Below are 20006 nucleotides of genomic sequence, written 5' to 3'. Positions count from 1 at the left end.
ATCGAACTTAGACTCAATACTAGGCTGAAGTAAAATTAATGAGTGATTTTATAAATGATAATGCGGAATTAAATGTTGAAACTTGAAGGTTAAATCGCTTCTATCTAAAAGATAGAAGCTTATAGACATCACAACTTTTTGAAATAGTAGGTTGTAAAATAGCAAATTGTAGCGATAGCAGCTTTAATCAAAAGGACTTAACCAATTTGGCGTATTCCGATAAGTTAACGGCTATCGTTTTAGCGAACTCAGTACTTCAATCGCCCTTTTACGCGCCATGCTGTGCTCGACGATGGGAGTGGGATAGTCCGACATTGATGGCGCAGAAAACAAATCATCGCCATTAATAAAAGTCGGTTGATGAATTTGCTTTAAATTTGTCGAAGCCAATTCAGGAATATAGTGCTTTATAAAGCTCGCATCGGCATCAAACTTACTGCTCTGGTTCATAGGGTTAAACACCCTGAAATACGGTTGAGCATCGCAACCTGTTCCTGCAGACCATTGCCAACCACCATTGTTAGCAGCAAGGTCCCCATCAATAAGTTGTTCACGAAAGTACTTTTCACCCCAACGCCAATCAACTAATAAATGCTTAGTAAGAAAACTCGCCACCACCATTCGCAGTCGATTATGCATCCAACCCGTTTGATTCAACTGTCTCATTGCGGCATCGACAATAGGAAAACCTGTTAGCCCATCACACCAAGCTTTAAACTCATCTTCATTGTTGCGCCATTCCACTTTGTGGCCATTGGCATTAAAGCTTTTTCCTTTGGATAAATCAGGGAAAGCCACCAGCAAATGTCGATAAAACTCACGCCAAGCCAGCTCATTAATCCAGGTTTTAGCTGGACTCGTATCATCCACTAATGCATCAGGGAAACGGTTTAATACTGAGGCGAGGCATTGGTTAGCACTAATGACCCCAATCGCTAAATAAGGTGACAATCGGCTGGTACTATCTAGTGCAGGGAAATCACGCTCGGCTAAATAGTCTTGTAAATTATTGGCACTAAATCCGTCTAAAATACGTTTTGCCTCACCCTCACCTGCTCGCCAGTGCAAGCTAGACTTTTTCGGATAATCAAATGTTATCGGGTTAGGTTCTGTTAGCGCTGCACCGATAGGTGCAGGAACCGCTACCGGAGCAATACGCCTCGATGACACTATTTCACGCCACTTTTTCGAAAACGGCGTAAAGACTTTGTACATAGAACCTGCGAGATTATTCACTTGTCCCGCTGCGATAATACAATCTTGAGCGATAAACTGGATTGGCACACCAATATCAACCAGCTGCTGATCCCGTTTTCGCTCATTAAACTCAGGCTCTTGGGTGGCAAAGACGTGATCGATTTGATGTTCAATCAAATACTGCGGCATCCAATCCATGACATCATCAAACCAAGGCAGGTTAATGACCTCAAGCTCGACGCCTAAAGCCGCTAAACTTTGCGCCAAAATATTTACGTGTCGTTCAATAAAATCAACTTGTATTGGCGCAACATCATGGCTTTTCCATTGCTGTGTACTGGCAATATAAATCGCTCTAACTTGACCATTTGATTGACGAGCAGACTCGAAAGCCTCTACCACACAGTGATTATCAGCAAGACGTAGATCTTGCCTAAACCAAATTAAGCTATTCATTACAGCAACCTCTTTTAAACATCTTATTTGGTAGACGTCATTCAAATGATCAATACGTTTTAGTAAGCGTATCGCAGTCTAAGTGCTTCAGGATGCGGGTTTAAATAAACCTGTCCTTCAATATACGGTGTTGGAAATTCACGTAAATAATGGTTAATCAGGGTTATTGGTACCAACAGTGGTAACAGCCCTTCACGGTATTTCATTATCGACTCAGTTAGCTCTTCTTTCTGCTCTTTCGAAAGATGCTTTTTGAAGTAGCCTTGAATGTGTTGCAAAGTACTTGTGTGGTTTTTTCGAGTCGCTTTAATTTTTAAGGCGGTCATGAAGCCTTCAAAATAGGTTTGAGCCGTCGCTTCAATGTCATCAATCTGCGCTAAAATAGGGCCTAAATCACGATACCACTGCGGACTATGCGCCATCAGCAGATATTTATAACGGGCGTGGAATTGTTGAAGTTTGTTTTTGGTCCACCCTTGTGCTTGCAGAGTATGCCACTCATGATAAGCGTAAACGCGGGTAATGAAGTTCTCTTTAAGTAGCGGATCATGTAAACGGCCTTCTTCTTCCACAGGTAAGTGTGGGTAAGTATCCATCAGCCTTTTAGCAAATACTCCGACACCTGATTTGGTGCCATTGTTGGTGCCATATTTGTATTCAATGACACGTTCCATGCCGCATGTTGGCGATTTAGCACAAAGAATATAACCGCCAATAAAGTTGAGTTCGTTAACACGCTTTTCACTAAACTCAGCAAGTTTATCTGTCACATCGATGCTGCCATCAGCACTTTTTATAAAAATTTTATCGCCATCGATTTCTTGTCTAATCGTCTTACGTGGGGTCCCCATACCAATGGCCATTTCAGGGCATACACTGATGTAATCAAAAAATGGCGCGAGGTCTTTATTACAATAATTCGAATTTTTATGCCCACCATCAAACCGTACTTTTTGACCTAAAAGGCAACTACTAATACCTATTTGGATTTTCTCAGGATTAAAGATTTCTGTATTCACTATACGACTCCTTGTGGCGACTACTTATGGCGTAGAAATATTTACGATTGTTATCATTAAATAGATCATCTTTTTATTGATATTAGACCTGAACTCAATTTAAGCAATCACTCTTTTGCAGTTAACTTTCAATAAGTTCTATCAAATCTTGTGATTGAGAGAGATTAATAGCTAGATACAAAGCGATTCAGAGATGAGTTAATGTCTTCACAGTAAATTCAGAAGGAATTTTGAAAAAAATAACAGAACAAAAAATAGAATGAAAATCATACAAAAGGCATAGTAATCGAATAAATTACGACATTATGATTAGGAATCTAGATGAGGCACTAAGATGAAACGATGGAATGAAAAAGAAAGCCTAAGGTAAAGTAAACAAATAACGGTTTACTTTACCTCCGGCACGGATGATTTAGTGTGAGCTACTCAGTCGATAAAAATAGGCTGTTACCTACAAACGACTAAAAGAGGCTGTTATAAACAGCCTAGATTGATAGCGTCATTAAGATGATTTCTTCTGGCCGAATTGCTCTAAGCCCCAAACCAAACTAATACCAACAACTAAACAAATAATTGCTGCAGTAAGTTGAGATGGCTCCCCAGTCACTTGCTCAAATTGCATCGGAGACAGGTTTTGCTCGGTTAATGCCACTAACTCCCCTGATGAATTTTCACGCCAGGTGAGTACTTCTTTCCACGGCCAAATTTTACCTAACGTACCCAGCATAAGCCCGGTTAAAAACAGCAATGTCTCATCATGAAACTTGCGTAACATCGCTGATAACACATGGCTAAAGCTCAGTAAGCCAACAACACAGCCACATGCAAAGCAGGCCAACATTAAGATATCAAAGCCTTTAGCTGCAGCCAGTACCGCAGGATACAAACCAAGTAATAGCAATATAAAACTACCTGAAATACCCGGTAGAATCATCGCACAAATGGCAATACAGCCAGCAAAGAAGAAATTCAAATAACTGACTTCCAAATCCACTGGACTCAATACGGTTATCACCCAGGCAAAAGCGACACCTAGGATGAATAATACGATTCTGAGTAAGTTAATTCCTTTCACTTGTTTAAGCATATGCACAACTGAAAAAAGAATCAGTCCAAAAAAGAACGACCACACAGGTACCGGATGATTAGTCAGCAACCATGATATTAACTTTGCCAGTGTAAAAATGCTGGTCAGGATCCCGCCAAACACACAAACCAAAAATGGACCATTGATATGCATAAAAGCGGCTTTAACACCTTGCTGTTTTATGATGCCAAATAACGAAAAGTTGATTTTACGGATACCGTCTAATAGGGGGTCTAAAATCCCAGTAATGAAAGCAATGGTTCCGCCAGAGACACCAGGCACAACATCAGCGGCCCCCATAGCCATGCCTTTGAAGTAATTTAGTAGATGATGCAAAACCAATCCTTATCAATAAAATGATGCTTAGTCTTTTGACTTAAATAGCATTGAGACAATTTTAGGCAAATTATACCTGCACTAGGGCAACGAGAGGAATTTATCTTTCATCAACAACATCAGCTTATGTGCAATCCGTTACAAGGATGTTAAACTCAAACCGTAACGACTCATCTGACCAGATGTAAAGATTGATAATGACTCACTAAAAACATTCCTACGCACATAAGAATTAAAGGACTGCTATGACTAACGATAAACCCAATCACGTATTAGCTTTGTATCACAAAGTGACTAAATACCCTTTCGGTAATAAAATCTTCTCGATAATGGTGTCTAGAATGGCGCCATATTTTGCAACCGTGCGCCCGTTAGTTACCGCCTTAAGAGTTAATCATTGCGCTGTATTGGTCAAAAAGCGCCGCGCTGTTCATAACCATATTAAAACCGTTCATGTTATCGCAATTTGTAACGGCTTAGAGATGGCAATGGGTGTAATGGCTGAAGCTTCTATCCCTAAGCACTTACGCTGGATCCCAAAAGGTATGTCTGTTGATTACACTGCAAAAGCGGGTAGTGATATTTTATGTGTCGCAGAAGTCACCCCAGAACAATGGCAAGTCGGCGATATGCTAGTACCAGTTAATGCTTATGATACTGATGGTAATGTTGTTGTTCGTGGCACCATTAAATTATGGATATCTGAAAAACCAGCCAAGTAGCTTTTTAGCAGCAAAAGTTCATCGCTACTGATAACCGCCTTTAAATACTGTTATCAGATCGACTAAGTTAACAGCCTGTATCAATTTATATTTCAGGCTGTTACTCTTTTTCATAATAATAATTAATCAACATATATATAGAATCGAAATGGATATGAAATAGAAATGGATTCTTCAGCTCATATTAATCCCCTAGCAAGTAAAACGAATAGCAATGACATCACTCTAGAAAAAAACTCACAAAATAATATCACTCATCGCAATGCCAATATGGATGCCCTCAGAGGGTTTGCCATTATTGGTATTTTATTCATGAATATCTTTTTCATGAATGACAGTTTTTACGGTTATGCCACCCATTACCCACAAATTCAATCAGACCTCATTTTAGAAGTATTCAGTAACTTCTTTTTTGAAGGTCGCTTTATAACGTTATTATCAATCTTGTTTGGCGCCGGCTTATATATCCAATACAGCCGCTACGAAGCTAATAACTTACCTTCATACCCTTTATTAAAACGTCGATTAAAGTGGCTTGCTGCATTTGGCTTAATACATGGGGTTTTCATCTGGGGCGGCGATATTTTACTCAGCTATGCATTCAGTGGATTTCTGGTATTGAACTATCATACTTGCAGTATTGAACAGATAAAAAAACGCGCTAACCAATTTATGTTTGTTGCTCTATTGATAATTACTGCGGTGAGCTTATTGATTGGCGAAGAATACTACTATCGTGGTTCAGAGCTGCATCTACAACAATTAGCTTCTTGGTCAGCACCTTATACTGATGTATTACTGCTGCAACTTGCACAAGTCGGTTATATGATGCTTATTATCCCATTGACCCTAATGTGGTTTTTAGGCGGATTAATGATGTGGGGCATGGTGCTATACAGACAAGGCATTTTTGAACATGGACTCAATCGGCTGACTCTTATGAAGTGTGGATTAGCCACATTGTTGTTATCTAGTGTAGATAGCCTGTTAAGTTTCAGCTCAAACCCTATTTATGTAGAGTTTTCGACAATTATGATGATGCTTAGCGCGATACCAATGGCGCTAATTTATATTCATTTGATCATAAAAGTATGCCAAAACTCAAAACTTATCTTAGCCCCTTTCCAAGCTGTGGGTAAATTGGCTTTTAGTTGTTATATTTTACAATCCATCATGGGTATTAGCTTGTTTCGCTATATCGCACCAGAATTAAATACATCACTTGATAGAGTCGAATATATTGGCATTGCTGTGGTTATGAGTGTCATACAACTAGCTTTGGCACCACTTTACTTGCGTTACTTTAAGCAAGGCCCTTTAGAATTACTGTGGCGTAAACTGGTTTCAAGCAAGTAATCTTTAAAACAAATTTTCATCGGGTTACGTTGAGAGTAAAGTATTGAAAATGCTATTTTTTAGAACATGACTTTGAGACTAATACTGTGAAAAAAATAATCAACAAACCCAATCTAATCGCTTTATTGGCAATATTGTCACTGACTAGCTGTATAAGCTGGGTCACGCCAACCGTTGAGCCCGAATTACTTGAATTGAAATCAGGGCAATATCAACTCGACCCCAACCATGCCGCCTTGATATTTAAAATCCAGCACTTAGGGTTATCGACTTATGTTGGAAGATTTAATCAATTTGATGCTTCACTGAGTTTTGACCCTGACAATATGAGCGCGTCTTCACTTGAAGCCATCGTTGAAATAGCCTCTATCGATATTAATAATGCCGACCTTGAAGAAACATTGCAGGACAGCACTTGGTTTAATAGTCAGGCTTTCCCACAAGCACGTTTCAAAAGTTATAGTGTGAGCCCAATATCAGCCACCAGCTTTAATTTTACTGGAGATCTCACGTTACGAGGTGTCACTAAGCCTGTCACTTTCACCGCCACATTTCATGGCGGCGCAGATAACTGGATGACGGGGAAATACACATTAGGCTTTAGCGCTGTTGGCACGATCAATCGTTCTGATTTTGATATGAGTAGCTATATTCCGATTGTGGGTGATGAAATATCATTAGAAATATATGCTGAATTTTTAAAACAAAAACAGCCTTAATACTGATGATACTATTTGCTTTAATCTGCTTATGTTTAATGACCCTGTTTAGTTACACGGTATGGCCGTACTTGGCTATATATGTGCTCGGCGTTAACCTCATCAGTTTTGTCATTACTTGGCATGACAAACGCGCCGCATCAAAACAAGCATGGCGTATTAAAGAGCGAACATTGCATTTATTAGGCTTACTAAGTGGCTGGCCCGCAGGAATGTTAGCTCAACAATTATTTAGACATAAAACCCAGAAAACACCTTTTAAGTGGATTTATCTGTTTAGCATATTGATCAATATATTGGTTTGGTCTGGGTTCGCTTATTATCAGTTTCAGGCTGTTTAACAGTAACGTAAGCTTATATCGCACTAATATAAACACTCGAATAACCTCTGATGGTTAATTTACCCTGCTGTTATGAAATTCAGTCCTAGGGCTTTACCCATCCACTTTCTATGAGTAACATTCATTTATTGCTCGCAACCATAAGAATATAATATGAAAATCATTTTGGCCGTTTGTGTTATCGCAGGGATTATTTTTTACTTCTACACCCAATCAAATAATCAAAAAGCATCGAAAGAAAATATCATTAAAGGCAATGCTTTCTTATTAGAAAATGAACAAAAAGAAGGTGTTTTTACTACGTTATCAGGACTTCAATATGAAGTGATGCATAAAGGTGACGCGACTGAACATCCAAAAGCAACAGATACTGTCACTGTGCATTATCACGGTACGCTTATTGACGGTACTATCTTTGATAGCTCAGTTGATCGCGGAGAAAGCATTGATTTCCCCCTTAACCGTGTGATCCCAGGTTGGACTGAAGGTGTTCAGTTAATGTCTGTAGGTGATAAGTTCCGCTTTTTTGTACCAAGCACCTTAGCTTACGGCAACCGCACTGCAGGTAAAATCCAAGGTGGTTCAGTACTGATTTTTGAAGTAGAGCTATTAGCAATTAACTAAGACTTGCTTATTGAGTACTGAATTGAGTGCTGAGATTTAGCGAGAAGTTGTGTTTCAGTAACAGATAATAAAAATCCCTTATAGCCGAGCTACAAGGGATTTTTTATTGGTTCAATAAGCATAAACCATCACTATTAGCTTGATCGTTTAATGGGTCGTTAACTTAGCCCAAACGGGTCATCAATAGACTTAGCAGGTTGGGTGAACCACTTAGCGCCAGACTCAGTCATATAAAAATGATCTTCGTGTCTGATCCCAAATTCACCAGGTACACATAGCATCGGCTCATTACTAAAACACATGCCCACTTCAAGTCCTGTGTGATCATTAAGCACCAAGTATGGCCACTCATGAATATCTAAACCAATACCGTGCCCAGTACGATGTGGCAGGCCTGGTACATCATATCCTGGTCCAAAACCAGCATTTACAATCACTTCACGGGCCGCTTTATCAACACTCGCACAACTGGCACCAATGTCAGCTGCTGCAAACGCTGCTAATTGCGCTTGTTGTTCTAAGTTCCATAACTCACGTTGACGCTCGCTAGGCTCACCAAACACAAAAGTACGGGTAATATCTGAGTTATAACCATCAAGCTGACAACCAGTATCAATCAATACAGTGTCATTAACTTCAAGTGTTTTAGGGGATTTAACCCCATGAGGATAAGCAGTGTCTTCACCAAATAATACGATACAAAAATATGAGCCCGCAGGTGCGCCCACTTTAATGTGCGCTTTATGAATAAAGTCTTCTACTTCTTTGGTGGTTATGCCATCGCATAAGATGCTCGCTGCAGCGACATGAACCGCTAAAGTCATATCCATAGCACGCTGCAGTAATGCTATTTCAGCCGTTGATTTAATCATTCTGCAACCAGCTGTAATGCTTTTGGCATTGACATAAGTCAGTTCAGAATTCGCCGCTCTAATGCCATCAAAAATGAAGAAGGCTGTAGATTCATCAATACCGACTTTACCTGCATTAATGCCATTATCTTTTAGCATCTGGGCAAACACTTGATATGGGCTTTCATCTTCTTGCCAGGTATTCACCTTACCTTTAACTGCCATATACCCTTCTAAGGTATCAACTTCAAATGCAGGAGCGATATATTCAACATAGCCTTGAGCAGGAATAATGGCGCCAACCATACGTTCACTGGCGTACCATCGAGTACCCGTAAAGTAATGCAAGTTAGTGCCTGCATTGATGTATATGGCTTCAATACCCTGTTGCTGCATCAAATGCTGCGCTTTACTGATCCGCAGCTCAAACTCTTGCACACCAATACGAGTAACATCGTTAGTCATATCAGACAAAGAGTCTAATGCTTGTTGTTGGGTTTTAGTTCCGACTCCGACTGTCATAATACACTCCGAAATTAAGCTCATTTGTGGCTGCATTAATATGCGATACCACCGATTAGGCTTAATCTATTTTGTTAATGATTCGATAATGAGCATAGTGTAAACTTCAAAAATAAAATGTATACAATATAAACTATTAATTTAGTGACAAATTAAGTAACAACATTTGTCTAGAATGATTATCACTATTGCAACAGGATGCCTTGCAACTCATAGCGACCCATTGCGATAATCGCCATTCCTAAATAAGACTGAATCAATCAGCAACCTCCAATGGAGCAACCATGTCAGATAAGATTAACCAGCGCCTTCAAGCCATTCGTCAAACTATGTCTCAACAAAATCTTGATGCTTTTATCATTCCTCGTGCTGATGAATACCTCGGAGAGTATGTTCCAGAGCGAAATGAAAGACTATTGTGGGCCACTGGATTCACAGGTTCTGCTGGTGCAGCCATAATCTTAAAAGACACAGCGGCCATTTTTGTTGATGGTCGTTACACTGTCCAAGTGGCATTGCAAGTCGATGCTGAATTATTTAGTTATGAAAGCTTATATGACACACCACAAATTCAATGGTTAATCGATAATTTAGGCCAAGGGAAACGTATTGCAATTGATAGCAGACTGCACACGTTAGCTTGGTACCAACAAGCTGAGCAGCAATTAACAAAAGCAGATATCAGCCTAGTCTCGGTATCTGAAAACCCTATCGATACTCATTGGGAGCAACGTCCAGAGCTACCAACAGACCCAATTACGTTATTCAGCCATGAAGGCGCAGGCCGCAACAGTATTGATAAGCGTAAACAGATAGGTGACATCGTTGCCAAACAAGGCGCCGATATGGCATTGATTGCAGCACTTGATTCATTTTGCTGGTTATTAAACATTCGTGGCTGCGATGTACCAAGATTACCAGTCACTTTAGGGTGTGCTTTACTGAGTGCAAACGGTGATATGACCTTATTTGCAGATATCAAAAAACTGCCACAAGGTTTTGCTGAACATGTTGGCGCAGGTGTTGAATTTAAAGATGAGTCTTTATTGGCTGATGCGCTTAAGCAACTTAATGGCGTTAAGCTACTTGCAGATCCAAATACTACTAATGCGTGGACTCAATTAACCGCAAAGCAAGCGGGCGCCATATTAGTCACGGGTTCAGATCCTGTTGCATTGCCAAAAGCACAGAAGAATTCAGCAGAACTCAGCGGCATGAGAGCAAGCCATGTGCGTGATGGCGCAGCGGTCAGTCGATTCCTCGCTTGGCTTGATAGTGAAGTTGCAGCGAACCGTCTTTATGATGAAGGCCAACTTGCCGACAAACTAGAATCATTCAGATTAACCGATCCGCTGTATCGTGAACCAAGCTTTGATACCATTTCAGCCACCGGTGCGAACGCTGCGATGTGTCATTACAACCATAATGACGGCACGCCAAGTCAAATGACCATGAACAGTATCTATTTAGTTGATTCTGGCGCTCAGTACATTGACGGTACTACTGATGTTACCCGTACCATTGCCATTGGTGATGTCACAGCTGAACAACAAAAAATGGTCACCTTGGTATTAAAAGGCCATATTGCGCTTGATCAAGCCAAGTTCCCAATGGGCACAACTGGTCAACAACTTGATGGGTTTGCTCGCCAATATTTATGGCAGCATGGTTTTGATTATGACCATGGTACCGGTCATGGCGTTGGGCATTTTTTAAGTGTCCATGAAGGCCCGCAACGTATTGGAAAAAATTCCAACGGCGTTCCAATTCTACCTGGGATGGTGTTATCCAATGAGCCCGGTTATTACCGCGCTAATGAATTTGGTATTCGTATAGAAAATTTAGTGGCTGTGATCCCATCACCGACCCTTGCCAATGCCGAACGTGAAATGTTTGAATTTGATGCATTAACATTAATTCCGATTGATAAACGCTTAATCAACAAATCACTGTTAACCCAATCAGAAATTGATTGGTTAAATCAGTACCATCAAAAAGTCTTTACCACTTTGTCATCAATTCTCACTGGTGATGATTTAGTTTGGCTAACAAAGGTCACAACTGAACTCTAGTTGTTATTTACGAGCATCTGAACAATAAAACTCAATGCCAACGTCTACGTGATTAGACCTTGGCATTTTTGTTTTCAATTTGAATATTTAGCCATCATCAAACACTTATTACTATTAGTTAAGAATTAATCAAAAAACTTTGTTATACTCCGCCGCCGCTGACTCTTTAGCATACTTATCCGATCATAATAAACTGATGCGATAAGCCGCTTTTTAACTAGCACGATGAACTATACTCAGTCAGGTTAATATCCCCAATGCTATTGCTATAGCGGGACAGCTAACTTGAGACTGAATTGTTGAATGACGTGATAATGATAGGAAATAAATACCAATGAAATTTGAATCTTTTAGCTTCGCCCCTGAAATACTGAGTGCGATCGCTGATTGCGGGTATAAAACTATGACACCCGTTCAACAACAAGCTATTCCAGCAATTCGTCGTGGCCAAGATGTACTAGCCAGCGCACAAACGGGTACCGGTAAAACTGCAGCGTTTGCATTACCCATGCTACAAAAAATGTTTGAAAACCCACGCGAATTACAACATTCAAATACCCGCGCATTAATCTTAACGCCAACGCGTGAACTAGCAGCCCAAGTTGCTGAAAACATCATTGAATACAGTAAAAATATCAACATCGAAGTGCTGACTATTTATGGTGGCGTTAAAGTCACTACCCAAGCACAAAAACTTAAACGTGGTGCTGACATTATTGTTGCCACACCGGGTCGCTTATTGGAACATTTAAACGCCTGTAACTTAAGCCTTTCAAATGTTGAGTTTTTAGTCCTTGATGAAGCAGACCGTATGCTTGATATGGGTTTCAGTGCTGATATTCAAAAAATTCTACAAGCCGTGAATAAGCAACGTCAAAACTTATTATTCTCAGCAACGTTCTCAACTTCAGTTAAGAAGCTTGCTAACGAAATGCTTGAAAAGCCAGTAGTGATTACTGCTGATAAGCAAAACACCACTGCAGACACCGTTAGCCAAGTGGTTTACCCAGTTGAACAACGCCGCAAGCGTGAGCTTTTGTCTGAGTTGATTGGCACTAAAAATTGGCAACAAGTTTTAGTATTCACAGCAACTCGTGATGCTGCTGATATGCTAGTTAAAGAACTTAACCTAGATGGTATTCCATCTGCTGTTGTTCATGGCGAAAAAGCACAAGGTAGCCGTCGCCGTGCATTGCGTGAATTTATTGAAGGTAAAGTACGTGTTCTTGTGGCAACTGAAGTTGCTGCACGCGGACTGGATATTCAAGATTTAGGTTATGTCATCAACTACGATTTACCATTCCTTGCTGAAGATTATGTTCATCGTATCGGTCGTACAGGACGTGCGGGTAAATCAGGCACTGCAATCTCATTTGTAAGCCGTGAAGAAGAACGCACCTTATATGATATCGAAAAGTTAATTGGCCAACCTATTCGCCGTATAACAGCGCCAGGTTATGAAGTTGGCAGCCGTGAGCTACTGTTAAAGCAAATTCAACAGCGTCGTAGTTTTGCTAAGAAACAACAACGTACAGATAGCGCAGGCGATCAAGTTGTAGGCGAACGTAACATGAAAGGTCGCCGTGTCACTGTGGGCAAATCAAGCAGTACTGTTAAGTACAAAAAACTGAAATAGCCTGAACCCCATAGTAGATTGAGTATTTAAAAGGCGCTTATTGCGCCTTTTTTTATATCTGTCATTTTCTATGAAATAAAATCGCCCCTGCTCAGGTCTTTTGTGAGACGCTATCTGCGTTCAAAAATGTCAATACCAATAACAGCAATAGACTGTAACGACTAATAGACTCGACTACTGTGCAATAGCCACTGTATCTGGTCACTTTTTGCTTATACGAATATGGACTTCAACATGACTAAACAACTCTTTATTGCCGCACTTCTGAGTGTGGTAAGTTTTGCAACCATCGCTAAACCAATCGCGACCGATGAATACCACGTTATGCCACTGATGAATGGCCAGCAAATCCCTGATGTTACCTTGCAAGATGTCGAAGGGAATAAGGTTAACCTACAAGAATTAACGGCCGCAAAACCGACAATTTTCTTTTTCTACCGTGGCGGTTGGTGTCCATTTTGTAATATTCAAATGGGTCAACTTAAAGCCATCGAGCCTAAATTAATTGAAATGGGTTTTCAGTTAGTCGGTATTTCACCTGACTCGCCAGCAAAGCTAAAAGCCTCAATGAATGATAATAAACTGGATTACTTATTACTTTCTGATGAGAAAATGACAGCATCTCAAGCCTTTGGTATTGCATTTTATACCAGCGAAAAAGTCACCAGTATGTATACATCAAAGCTCAGTGTTAAAAATACATTATGGACAACACCTGAAGGTGAAAAACGTTTAGTGTTACCCGTACCTGCAGTCTACGTTGCAGACAAATCAGGGTTAGTACATTTTCAGTACATAAACCCAAATTATAAAGTGCGCCCTGCTCCAGAACTAATCTTAGCTGCGGCTAAATTACTGCAAGCGCAATAATTCTGCAGCAGCAATAACAAGCCTTTGCTACAATAGCCTCGCCGCACTTCCCATTTTTCTGCGGCGGAGCTATTTATGCAAAACACAACACAACTTCAAACATACAATGACGCTATTTTGGCCGTTGCAGAAACGGGGATTAAAGCCCTTCAAGAATCTGCATTAAAACAAAAAGCCAAACGCACTCCTGCTCAAGAAAGCCATTTCCTTTGTGCCTGGATGGTAGAGTCATTGCGTGAAAAACGCTTCCCTAAAATCGTTGCCGATGATCTGAATAGCTGGATCCGTATGGCTCGTAGTCAAGGTGCTGGTGCAATGTTGCCACAATTACTGCAGCGTATTGCTATTCAGTACCAACAAGTGCTCTCCACAGACCTTTCTCAAAAAGGGGCTGTCGATGCGCTTATTAGTCATTTGCAAGGGGCCGAATGGTTTGTCATTACCGATACAGCCTTTTCAAGCAATAGCTCAACTAAGCTGAAGCTGGCGGGTAATGGACAATCAAGTATCGTTATCTGTGAGCAGCAGTTGTCAGAGTATTTTGATGTTGACCGACTGATAAAGCCCTTGCCGGTATACGTTCGAGGTGATGAACAATACTTTGCCGAGCAAGCCCTTAATAAAGGTTTATTAGTCAGCCAAGGCAACAAAAAGACCAGTTTAATCAAACATCATAAAACCTACTTAATTGTGCCTAATAACCAATTAAAAGAGCTGTGTTTGTTAGTGGAATCTCTTGCGTAAGCGGTTCTCACATAATTAATATCAAAAAGCGCTAACGAAATGTCAGCGCTTTTTTTGTATTTGAAACAGATTACGATACAGCTTTAGAAAGGGTTTAAAGTAAAACCTTGTTCAGCCAAAATAGCGTGCGCTGTCATTGCAGATAATGCCATGTCCACACCCGGCAGCAAAGCCTCATTATCGAGATTGTAATAAGCAGCACTTTGACCACATATGTATATCTTCACCCCATATTGCGTCAGTTGTTTTATAAGTGCTTTATTGGCATTTTCAATCGGGGCTTCTAAACCATGTTGCTGGCGATAAAATTCATTTTTTGCTAAATCACCGACTGCATTGCCATGCACTACCATTGCCAAATGAATATTCTTAGCTGGCACGCCGGCATCCTCATGCATATTAATAAATCTTGCTAGGGTATTTAAACTGCGGTTAATCTCTGCTGGCTTAGCCGCTTTACTCATATCAAATGCAACCTTAAACACCATATCTTTTGGAATGGCAAGCTGACTATCAACAACAGCAATTTGACCATAATCTTTTATTGCAGTTCCTGATTTAAAAGCCTCTTTTCCTGCATGGGATAAACTTGAGAAAGCGAGAAGCAAACTTAAAAATATTAATTTCAATGTAATCGAAGTGGGCATGTTAATTTCCTTATAATTGCACTATGACAAAGCTATCTTGAAACACTGCATTTAGCTATAATAACCAACAAATTTTTACCCTATAGTTAAAATCTCTAGGGTATAGAAATATCAAAAACTGACTTATGGATTCAACATTATCTTTAGCCAGTGAATTTTAGCCGTATTTGTTGCTTCATTATCCAATTGCAAGCAACCAAACTCAGGAGTTTCCATGGCTCGCCAAGTCATTTATACCTTTAAAGGTAAAACCAAAGTTATCGCATTCAGTTACGATATTCATCATGACCTATATGAAGCAGCGGCAGAAGCTGAAGGGATTGATCTAACCCATTTTTTGGCTATGGAACAGCAAATTGCAATAACCTCTAAAAAAGGGGCTAAAGCAGAAAAAGAATACCGTAAAACAGAGTTTGCACGGTTCGGTTTTACCAGCATCAAGTTTGTGCGTGAAGATGATGAAGATACTGGCGTCAGTAAGACTTAAGCATCCATTTATAGCGACGATAACATAGGTTTTACATGATAAATTCAGAACACGCTAACTTTCCGAGAGCCAGTTTCGTAAAACGCTTTGGCGCGATAGTTTATGATTCTCTGCTTGCTGTTGCCGTTTATATGATTGCCGGCGCGGTGGGGTTTGGTCTTTTTGTTGGACTCACCAGCAGTGGCGTTATCGGTATGGATGGTTATGAGCATATTGCTGACTTACTGCATCAAACGCCGTTATACAAAGGTATTTATCAACTTTGGGTGGTTCTTTGTGTTGTGGCTTTTTATGCATTATTTTGGAGCCGTGGCGGCCAAACCTTAGGCATGAGAGCATGGCGCTTAAAAGTCCAACATCCTAATGGTCAAAACTTAAGCTTCGTGACCGCACTAGCTCGTGTTGTATGGTCACTAGGCGGTATTGGTAACGTCTTTATTCTAATGAGTACTGACAAGCTAGCACTACAAGATAAAATGACTCGATCTGAAGTGGTTGTATTATCTGTTGAAGCCAACCAAATGCGCAATTGGCGCGGTGCTTAATTAACCCAGCAACAAGCAACACCTTCCCAATAACCCGCCAGCTAATTTATTATTTCGGCGGGTTATTATTATCCCCGTTTTACACTCATAACGATCAAACCCTTTAAAGTTAAAGCCGCTATTGTAAATAGTGATTTGGTATTCATAACTAACTGGTATATGTTAAGTAACATAGTTTATGTCTTAACTTTAAACCTAAAATCCGAATCATCAATACTCATTAAGGCACTCCCCTCGTTTTGCTTAATAAACAACAGATTAAAAAAGCACTTCTTGAATATCTGAACAGTGGTACAGAACATTGTGACGATCCTGAAAAACGTCATAAGATACTGATTATCAATTGGTTCGGCTTTGTCGGCTTTTTTATCACAATATTACTGGGACTCAATGCCTACTTTGAAGATAATGGCCAACTTGCTTTTGCACTATTAACGTCGAGTTTATTGTTCTTTCTTTCACTGCAATATCATTGGTTGTTTCTTAAAAAATACCGTTTTAAAACCTCCAGCAATTTAATTCAAGTGAGCTTACTCTGCTTGATGCTATATTTGGTCTATAGCGGTGGTGCCAACAATACTGGCCCGTTATGGATATTTTTAGTGCCACCGGTAATGATGTTTTTTGGTGGGTTAAAAGGCGGCACCATAAATACACTGCTATTTATCGTTTGTTACTGCATCATCATGTTTTATCCCGATGACCAATTACTGCAAGCACAATACACCTATGAATTTAAAACGCGTGTACTGTATTCGTTAATAACGCTGACTTTTTTATCTGGCTATTATGAGCACTCCCGCTTTCAATCTTATCTACACATCACCCAGCTAAGCCAAAAATTCGAGCTCCAAGCAAGGCGAGATCATCTTACCAACATCCCCAATCGCCGGGCGATGATGGAACAACTTAACTATGAATATGCCAGAGTCATTCGAAATAAAACCGACATGAGTATTTTGCTTGTGGATATTGATTTCTTTAAACAGGTAAATGACCAATATGGCCATGAATACGGCGATAAAGTATTGGTAAAGCTAGCACAATTATTTTTACAAACCTTACGTCAGCAAGATATGATTTCTCGCTGGGGCGGTGAAGAGTTTTTAATTCTACTGCCTTATACGCACTTTAATGATGCCTACGAAGTCGCGGAAAAAATCAGGAAATCAATTAAAGAAACTAAGCTGAAATTTAATGATATTGAGCTTAAAATTACGGTGAGTATTGGAGTCGGACAAGCAGATATACAACAAAGTATCGATGCCGCAATTAATCAAGCTGATGTTAACCTTTATCAGGCTAAAGACAACGGACGAGATTGCGTTTGGCCCAAAGGATCAACGAACTCTGTTCTTTAACTCATTGTTAATAGTCATTCATCTAAAAAAGCCCCAATGACGCTACGTCATTGGGGCTTTTTTATTTTGAATTAATTTGTCTATTATTTCCTGATGTAATACAAGGCACCAATACTAAAGAGGAAGGCTGGCATTGCCGCGCTGATATAAGCAGGCAAACCATAAACAAGACTCAACGGGCCAAATATCTCACTGCAAATATAGAAACTAAAGCCAGCGACCACACCTAACAGCACTCTCGCCCCCATAGTCACAGTTCTGAGCGGGCCAAAGACAAAAGATAAAGCCACAAGTATCATCACTGCGACCGTAATTGGTTGCATAATTTTACGCCATAGCGCTAATTCGTATCGACTGGGATCTTGTTGGTTAACGTTAAGGTATTCTAAATAACCAATCAAACCTTGGATACTTAATGCTTCAGGCTTAACTGAAACGACACTGAGTTTGTCCGGTGTTAGTGTTGAGTTCCACACTCGCTCTTCTTGATATTCGAGACTGATTTTATCATCGGTAACAATGGTGTTTTTAACGTCGATAAGTCGCCATACATCATTGGAAAAAATAGCCCGAGTCGCTTGCGTCATTTTGGTGAGTTTTAAGTCATCATTAAATTCATAGAAAGTAATGTTATTGAGGGTATTTATTGTTTCAACTTCTCCAATATTAACGAATAAGTCGCCATCTCTTGCCCAAACTCCTCGATGGGATTTAATTAAACTACCACCAGAAACCTTAGTCGCTTGTAACTCTTTAGCGCTTCGTTCGGCAACAGGCGCGCCCCATTCTCCAAGCGCCATAACCACAATCATCAATGGAATAGCCGTTTTCATCGCAGAAATGGTGATTTGCAGTCGCGACATGCCTGATGCTTGCATGACCACTAATTCAGAATTAGACGCCAGCATGCCCATACCGATGAGCGCACCAAGCAACACAGCAATAGGAAAAAACAATTCGATATCACGGGGGATTAAGTAAATTACATAAATAATCGCATCAAACATGGTGTAAGCACCGCGGCCTACCACCCGTAGCTGATCAACCCATTTAATGATGCCTGATAATCCGGTTAAAATGAGTAAACATAAAGCAGACGTACCGATAATAGCCCTGGCAATATAGAGATCTAATATTCTCATACCGTCTCCTGCTTGCGTTTAAATAACTGCAATATTTTAGCACCATTCGGTCTTTCTTTACCCAGTAGAAGCAGCCCTATAATAAATGCTGAGCCATGGATCCACCACATTCCCAATATTTGTGGAATTACTTCATCTTCAAGGGCTTTACGCCCTGCAACCATTAAGCCGAAGTAACCTAAATAAAGTAAAATGGCAGGGAACATTTTGGCAAATTTACCTTGCCTAACATTCACTCTCGCCAGTGGCACTGCAATTAATGTCATTAATGGAATAGCAAGTGGCAAAGCTAATCGCCAATGAAATTCTGCTGCGGCTTCAGGTCCAGGAGTAGCAAGTAGTTCATTGACAGGTAAAGCCGATAGCTTACGACGACGTTCGTCAACTTCTTGTTCTTTGATTTCCATTCGGTAGCCGCCGAATTCAATCATTTGGTAATCAAGGTTTTGAGCACTACCTTGATAACGAATACCGTTATCTAATTGTAATTGCTGACTGCCAAACTTATCTTCTACAACGCGACCATTTTCAGAAACAACAATATTAGTTAGACCCGCTTCATCTTCAGGATCTGGAAGCTGTGCTACAAATACTTTTTGTAATTCATTTGATTTGGAAATTTTTTCAACAAACAATACTGCTCTGCCATTGGGACTGGCTTGGAATCGTCCTTGAGTAATCGCCGCTAAACCCGCTTCAGATTGAGCTTGCTCTAAGACTTGATTTTGTTTTTCTTCCGCCCACGGACCAACGTAAACCGATAAAATACAGGTAAAAACTAAGTTAACGACCGCAATCAGCAAGGTAACGCGTGTTACATACCATTCGCTGATCCCAACGCCATGCAATACGGTCATTTCATTTTCGGCGTACATTCGACCGTGTGCCAGTAAAATCGCTAAGAAAAAACTTAACGGCAGCACCAACACAGTTAATTGCGGTAAATTGAGCCCCAATAAAGTCAGTACCAGCGTTGCTGGAAACTCGCCATCAGAGGCATCACCCAATACACGCACGAATTGCTGGCTAATAAAAATAGTTAACAACACCAAAAGTATCGCAAATTGGGCTTTTAAAACTTCAACGATTAAGTATCTAAATACAATCACAGGTAGGATCCACTGTCTAAACTTGTCTTTTTGCTGGTATCAGAGTAAATTCACTATAAATGTCTGCTTTTAGCAGTTTTTGATAGTTTTCTGACCAGCTCGTGAGCTTCTTTAAGTGTAATTCATTTAGCTGATAAAACAGAAAATCACCAAGGATTTATTT

At 40.2% G+C, this 20006-nt stretch carries 19 protein-coding genes; 12 read left to right on the top strand and 7 right to left on the bottom strand.

Annotated elements, in window-relative coordinates:
* Positions 1-231: 231 nt before the first annotated feature.
* The 3 genes from phrB to FPK91_RS19055 all read right to left on the bottom strand — a co-directional run bounded on the left by phrB (position 232) and on the right by FPK91_RS19055 (position 4095).
* Complete coding sequence (gene phrB, locus FPK91_RS19065) at positions 232-1653, bottom strand: deoxyribodipyrimidine photo-lyase (RefSeq protein ID WP_144213399.1); 1422 nt, start codon at positions 1651-1653, stop codon at positions 232-234.
* Positions 1654-1712: 59 nt separating this feature from the next.
* The gene (locus FPK91_RS19060) at positions 1713-2672 is read right to left on the bottom strand and encodes a YbgA family protein (protein ID WP_405127321.1); all 960 of its coding nucleotides are present in this window, start codon (positions 2670-2672) and stop codon (positions 1713-1715) included.
* 502 nt (positions 2673-3174) lie between these two features.
* Positions 3175-4095, bottom strand: coding sequence for a polyprenyl-phosphate transporter (locus FPK91_RS19055; protein ID WP_144213395.1), 921 nt, complete (start codon positions 4093-4095; stop codon positions 3175-3177).
* A 245-nt stretch (positions 4096-4340) separates the two neighbouring features.
* On the opposite strand from FPK91_RS19055, the gene FPK91_RS19050 reads away from it, so the two are divergent.
* From FPK91_RS19050 to FPK91_RS19030, 5 genes are all read left to right on the top strand, one after another.
* Positions 4341-4817: a hotdog fold domain-containing protein gene (locus tag FPK91_RS19050; protein ID WP_144213393.1), complete on the top strand. Its 477-nt coding sequence runs from the start codon at positions 4341-4343 to the stop codon at positions 4815-4817.
* Between the two features lie 165 nt (positions 4818-4982).
* Complete coding sequence (locus FPK91_RS19045) at positions 4983-6173, top strand: DUF418 domain-containing protein (RefSeq protein WP_227006625.1); 1191 nt, start codon at positions 4983-4985, stop codon at positions 6171-6173.
* Between the two features lie 86 nt (positions 6174-6259).
* Positions 6260-6892 (top strand): YceI family protein, encoded by a 633-nt coding sequence (locus tag FPK91_RS19040; protein WP_144213391.1) that lies wholly within the window; start codon positions 6260-6262, stop codon positions 6890-6892.
* Positions 6893-6963: 71 nt separating this feature from the next.
* Complete coding sequence (locus tag FPK91_RS19035) at positions 6964-7233, top strand: DUF1294 domain-containing protein (RefSeq protein WP_158638100.1); 270 nt, start codon at positions 6964-6966, stop codon at positions 7231-7233.
* Between the two features lie 153 nt (positions 7234-7386).
* Positions 7387-7857, top strand: coding sequence for an FKBP-type peptidyl-prolyl cis-trans isomerase (locus tag FPK91_RS19030; RefSeq protein ID WP_144213387.1), 471 nt, complete (start codon positions 7387-7389; stop codon positions 7855-7857).
* A gap of 158 nt (positions 7858-8015) precedes the next feature.
* On the opposite strand, the gene FPK91_RS19025 is transcribed toward FPK91_RS19030, so the two are convergent.
* Positions 8016-9230: a M24 family metallopeptidase gene (locus tag FPK91_RS19025; protein ID WP_144213385.1), complete on the bottom strand. Its 1215-nt coding sequence runs from the start codon at positions 9228-9230 to the stop codon at positions 8016-8018.
* Between the two features lie 284 nt (positions 9231-9514).
* Here FPK91_RS19025 and FPK91_RS19020 point away from each other — a divergent pair, with 284 nt between their 5' ends.
* The 4 genes from FPK91_RS19020 (at position 9515) to FPK91_RS19005 (ending at position 14552) form a co-directional block, all read left to right on the top strand.
* Positions 9515-11302, top strand: a complete 1788-nt coding sequence (locus FPK91_RS19020; RefSeq protein WP_144213383.1) for an aminopeptidase P family protein — start codon at positions 9515-9517, stop codon at positions 11300-11302.
* A 334-nt stretch (positions 11303-11636) separates the two neighbouring features.
* Positions 11637-12938 (top strand): DEAD/DEAH box helicase, encoded by a 1302-nt coding sequence (locus tag FPK91_RS19015; RefSeq protein ID WP_144213381.1) that lies wholly within the window; start codon positions 11637-11639, stop codon positions 12936-12938.
* 234 nt (positions 12939-13172) lie between these two features.
* Entirely contained in the window at positions 13173-13808 is a 636-nt protein-coding gene (locus tag FPK91_RS19010; protein WP_144213379.1) for a peroxiredoxin-like family protein, read from the top strand.
* A gap of 75 nt (positions 13809-13883) precedes the next feature.
* Positions 13884-14552, top strand: a complete 669-nt coding sequence (locus FPK91_RS19005; RefSeq protein ID WP_144213377.1) for a DUF2913 family protein — start codon at positions 13884-13886, stop codon at positions 14550-14552.
* 83 nt (positions 14553-14635) lie between these two features.
* Here the strand turns inward: FPK91_RS19005 and FPK91_RS19000 are convergent, their stop codons facing one another.
* Positions 14636-15199, bottom strand: a complete 564-nt coding sequence (locus FPK91_RS19000) for a DsrE family protein (protein WP_144213375.1) — start codon at positions 15197-15199, stop codon at positions 14636-14638.
* Positions 15200-15413: 214 nt separating this feature from the next.
* Between FPK91_RS19000 and FPK91_RS18995 the strand changes: the two genes are divergently transcribed.
* The 3 genes from FPK91_RS18995 to FPK91_RS18985 all read left to right on the top strand — a co-directional run bounded on the left by FPK91_RS18995 (position 15414) and on the right by FPK91_RS18985 (position 17592).
* Positions 15414-15686, top strand: coding sequence for a DUF2960 domain-containing protein (locus tag FPK91_RS18995; protein ID WP_144213373.1), 273 nt, complete (start codon positions 15414-15416; stop codon positions 15684-15686).
* A gap of 35 nt (positions 15687-15721) precedes the next feature.
* Complete coding sequence (locus FPK91_RS18990; protein ID WP_144213371.1) at positions 15722-16231, top strand: RDD family protein; 510 nt, start codon at positions 15722-15724, stop codon at positions 16229-16231.
* Positions 16232-16470: 239 nt separating this feature from the next.
* Complete coding sequence (locus tag FPK91_RS18985) at positions 16471-17592, top strand: GGDEF domain-containing protein (protein ID WP_144213369.1); 1122 nt, start codon at positions 16471-16473, stop codon at positions 17590-17592.
* An 83-nt stretch (positions 17593-17675) separates the two neighbouring features.
* Here FPK91_RS18985 and lptG read toward each other — a convergent pair whose 3' ends face one another.
* Both lptG and lptF read right to left on the bottom strand, forming a co-directional pair.
* Positions 17676-18734 (bottom strand): LPS export ABC transporter permease LptG, encoded by a 1059-nt coding sequence (gene lptG / locus FPK91_RS18980; RefSeq protein ID WP_144213367.1) that lies wholly within the window; start codon positions 18732-18734, stop codon positions 17676-17678.
* Positions 18731-19843 (bottom strand): LPS export ABC transporter permease LptF, encoded by a 1113-nt coding sequence (gene lptF / locus FPK91_RS18975; RefSeq protein ID WP_144213364.1) that lies wholly within the window; start codon positions 19841-19843, stop codon positions 18731-18733. Before lptF ends, lptG begins: the two co-directional genes overlap by 4 nt.
* Positions 19844-20006 lie beyond the last annotated feature (163 nt).

Origin of the sequence: Shewanella donghaensis, assembly GCF_007567505.1 — a bacterium.
GTDB lineage: Bacteria > Pseudomonadota > Gammaproteobacteria > Enterobacterales > Shewanellaceae > Shewanella > Shewanella donghaensis.
This window is presented reverse-complemented; position numbering and strand designations above follow the sequence as displayed.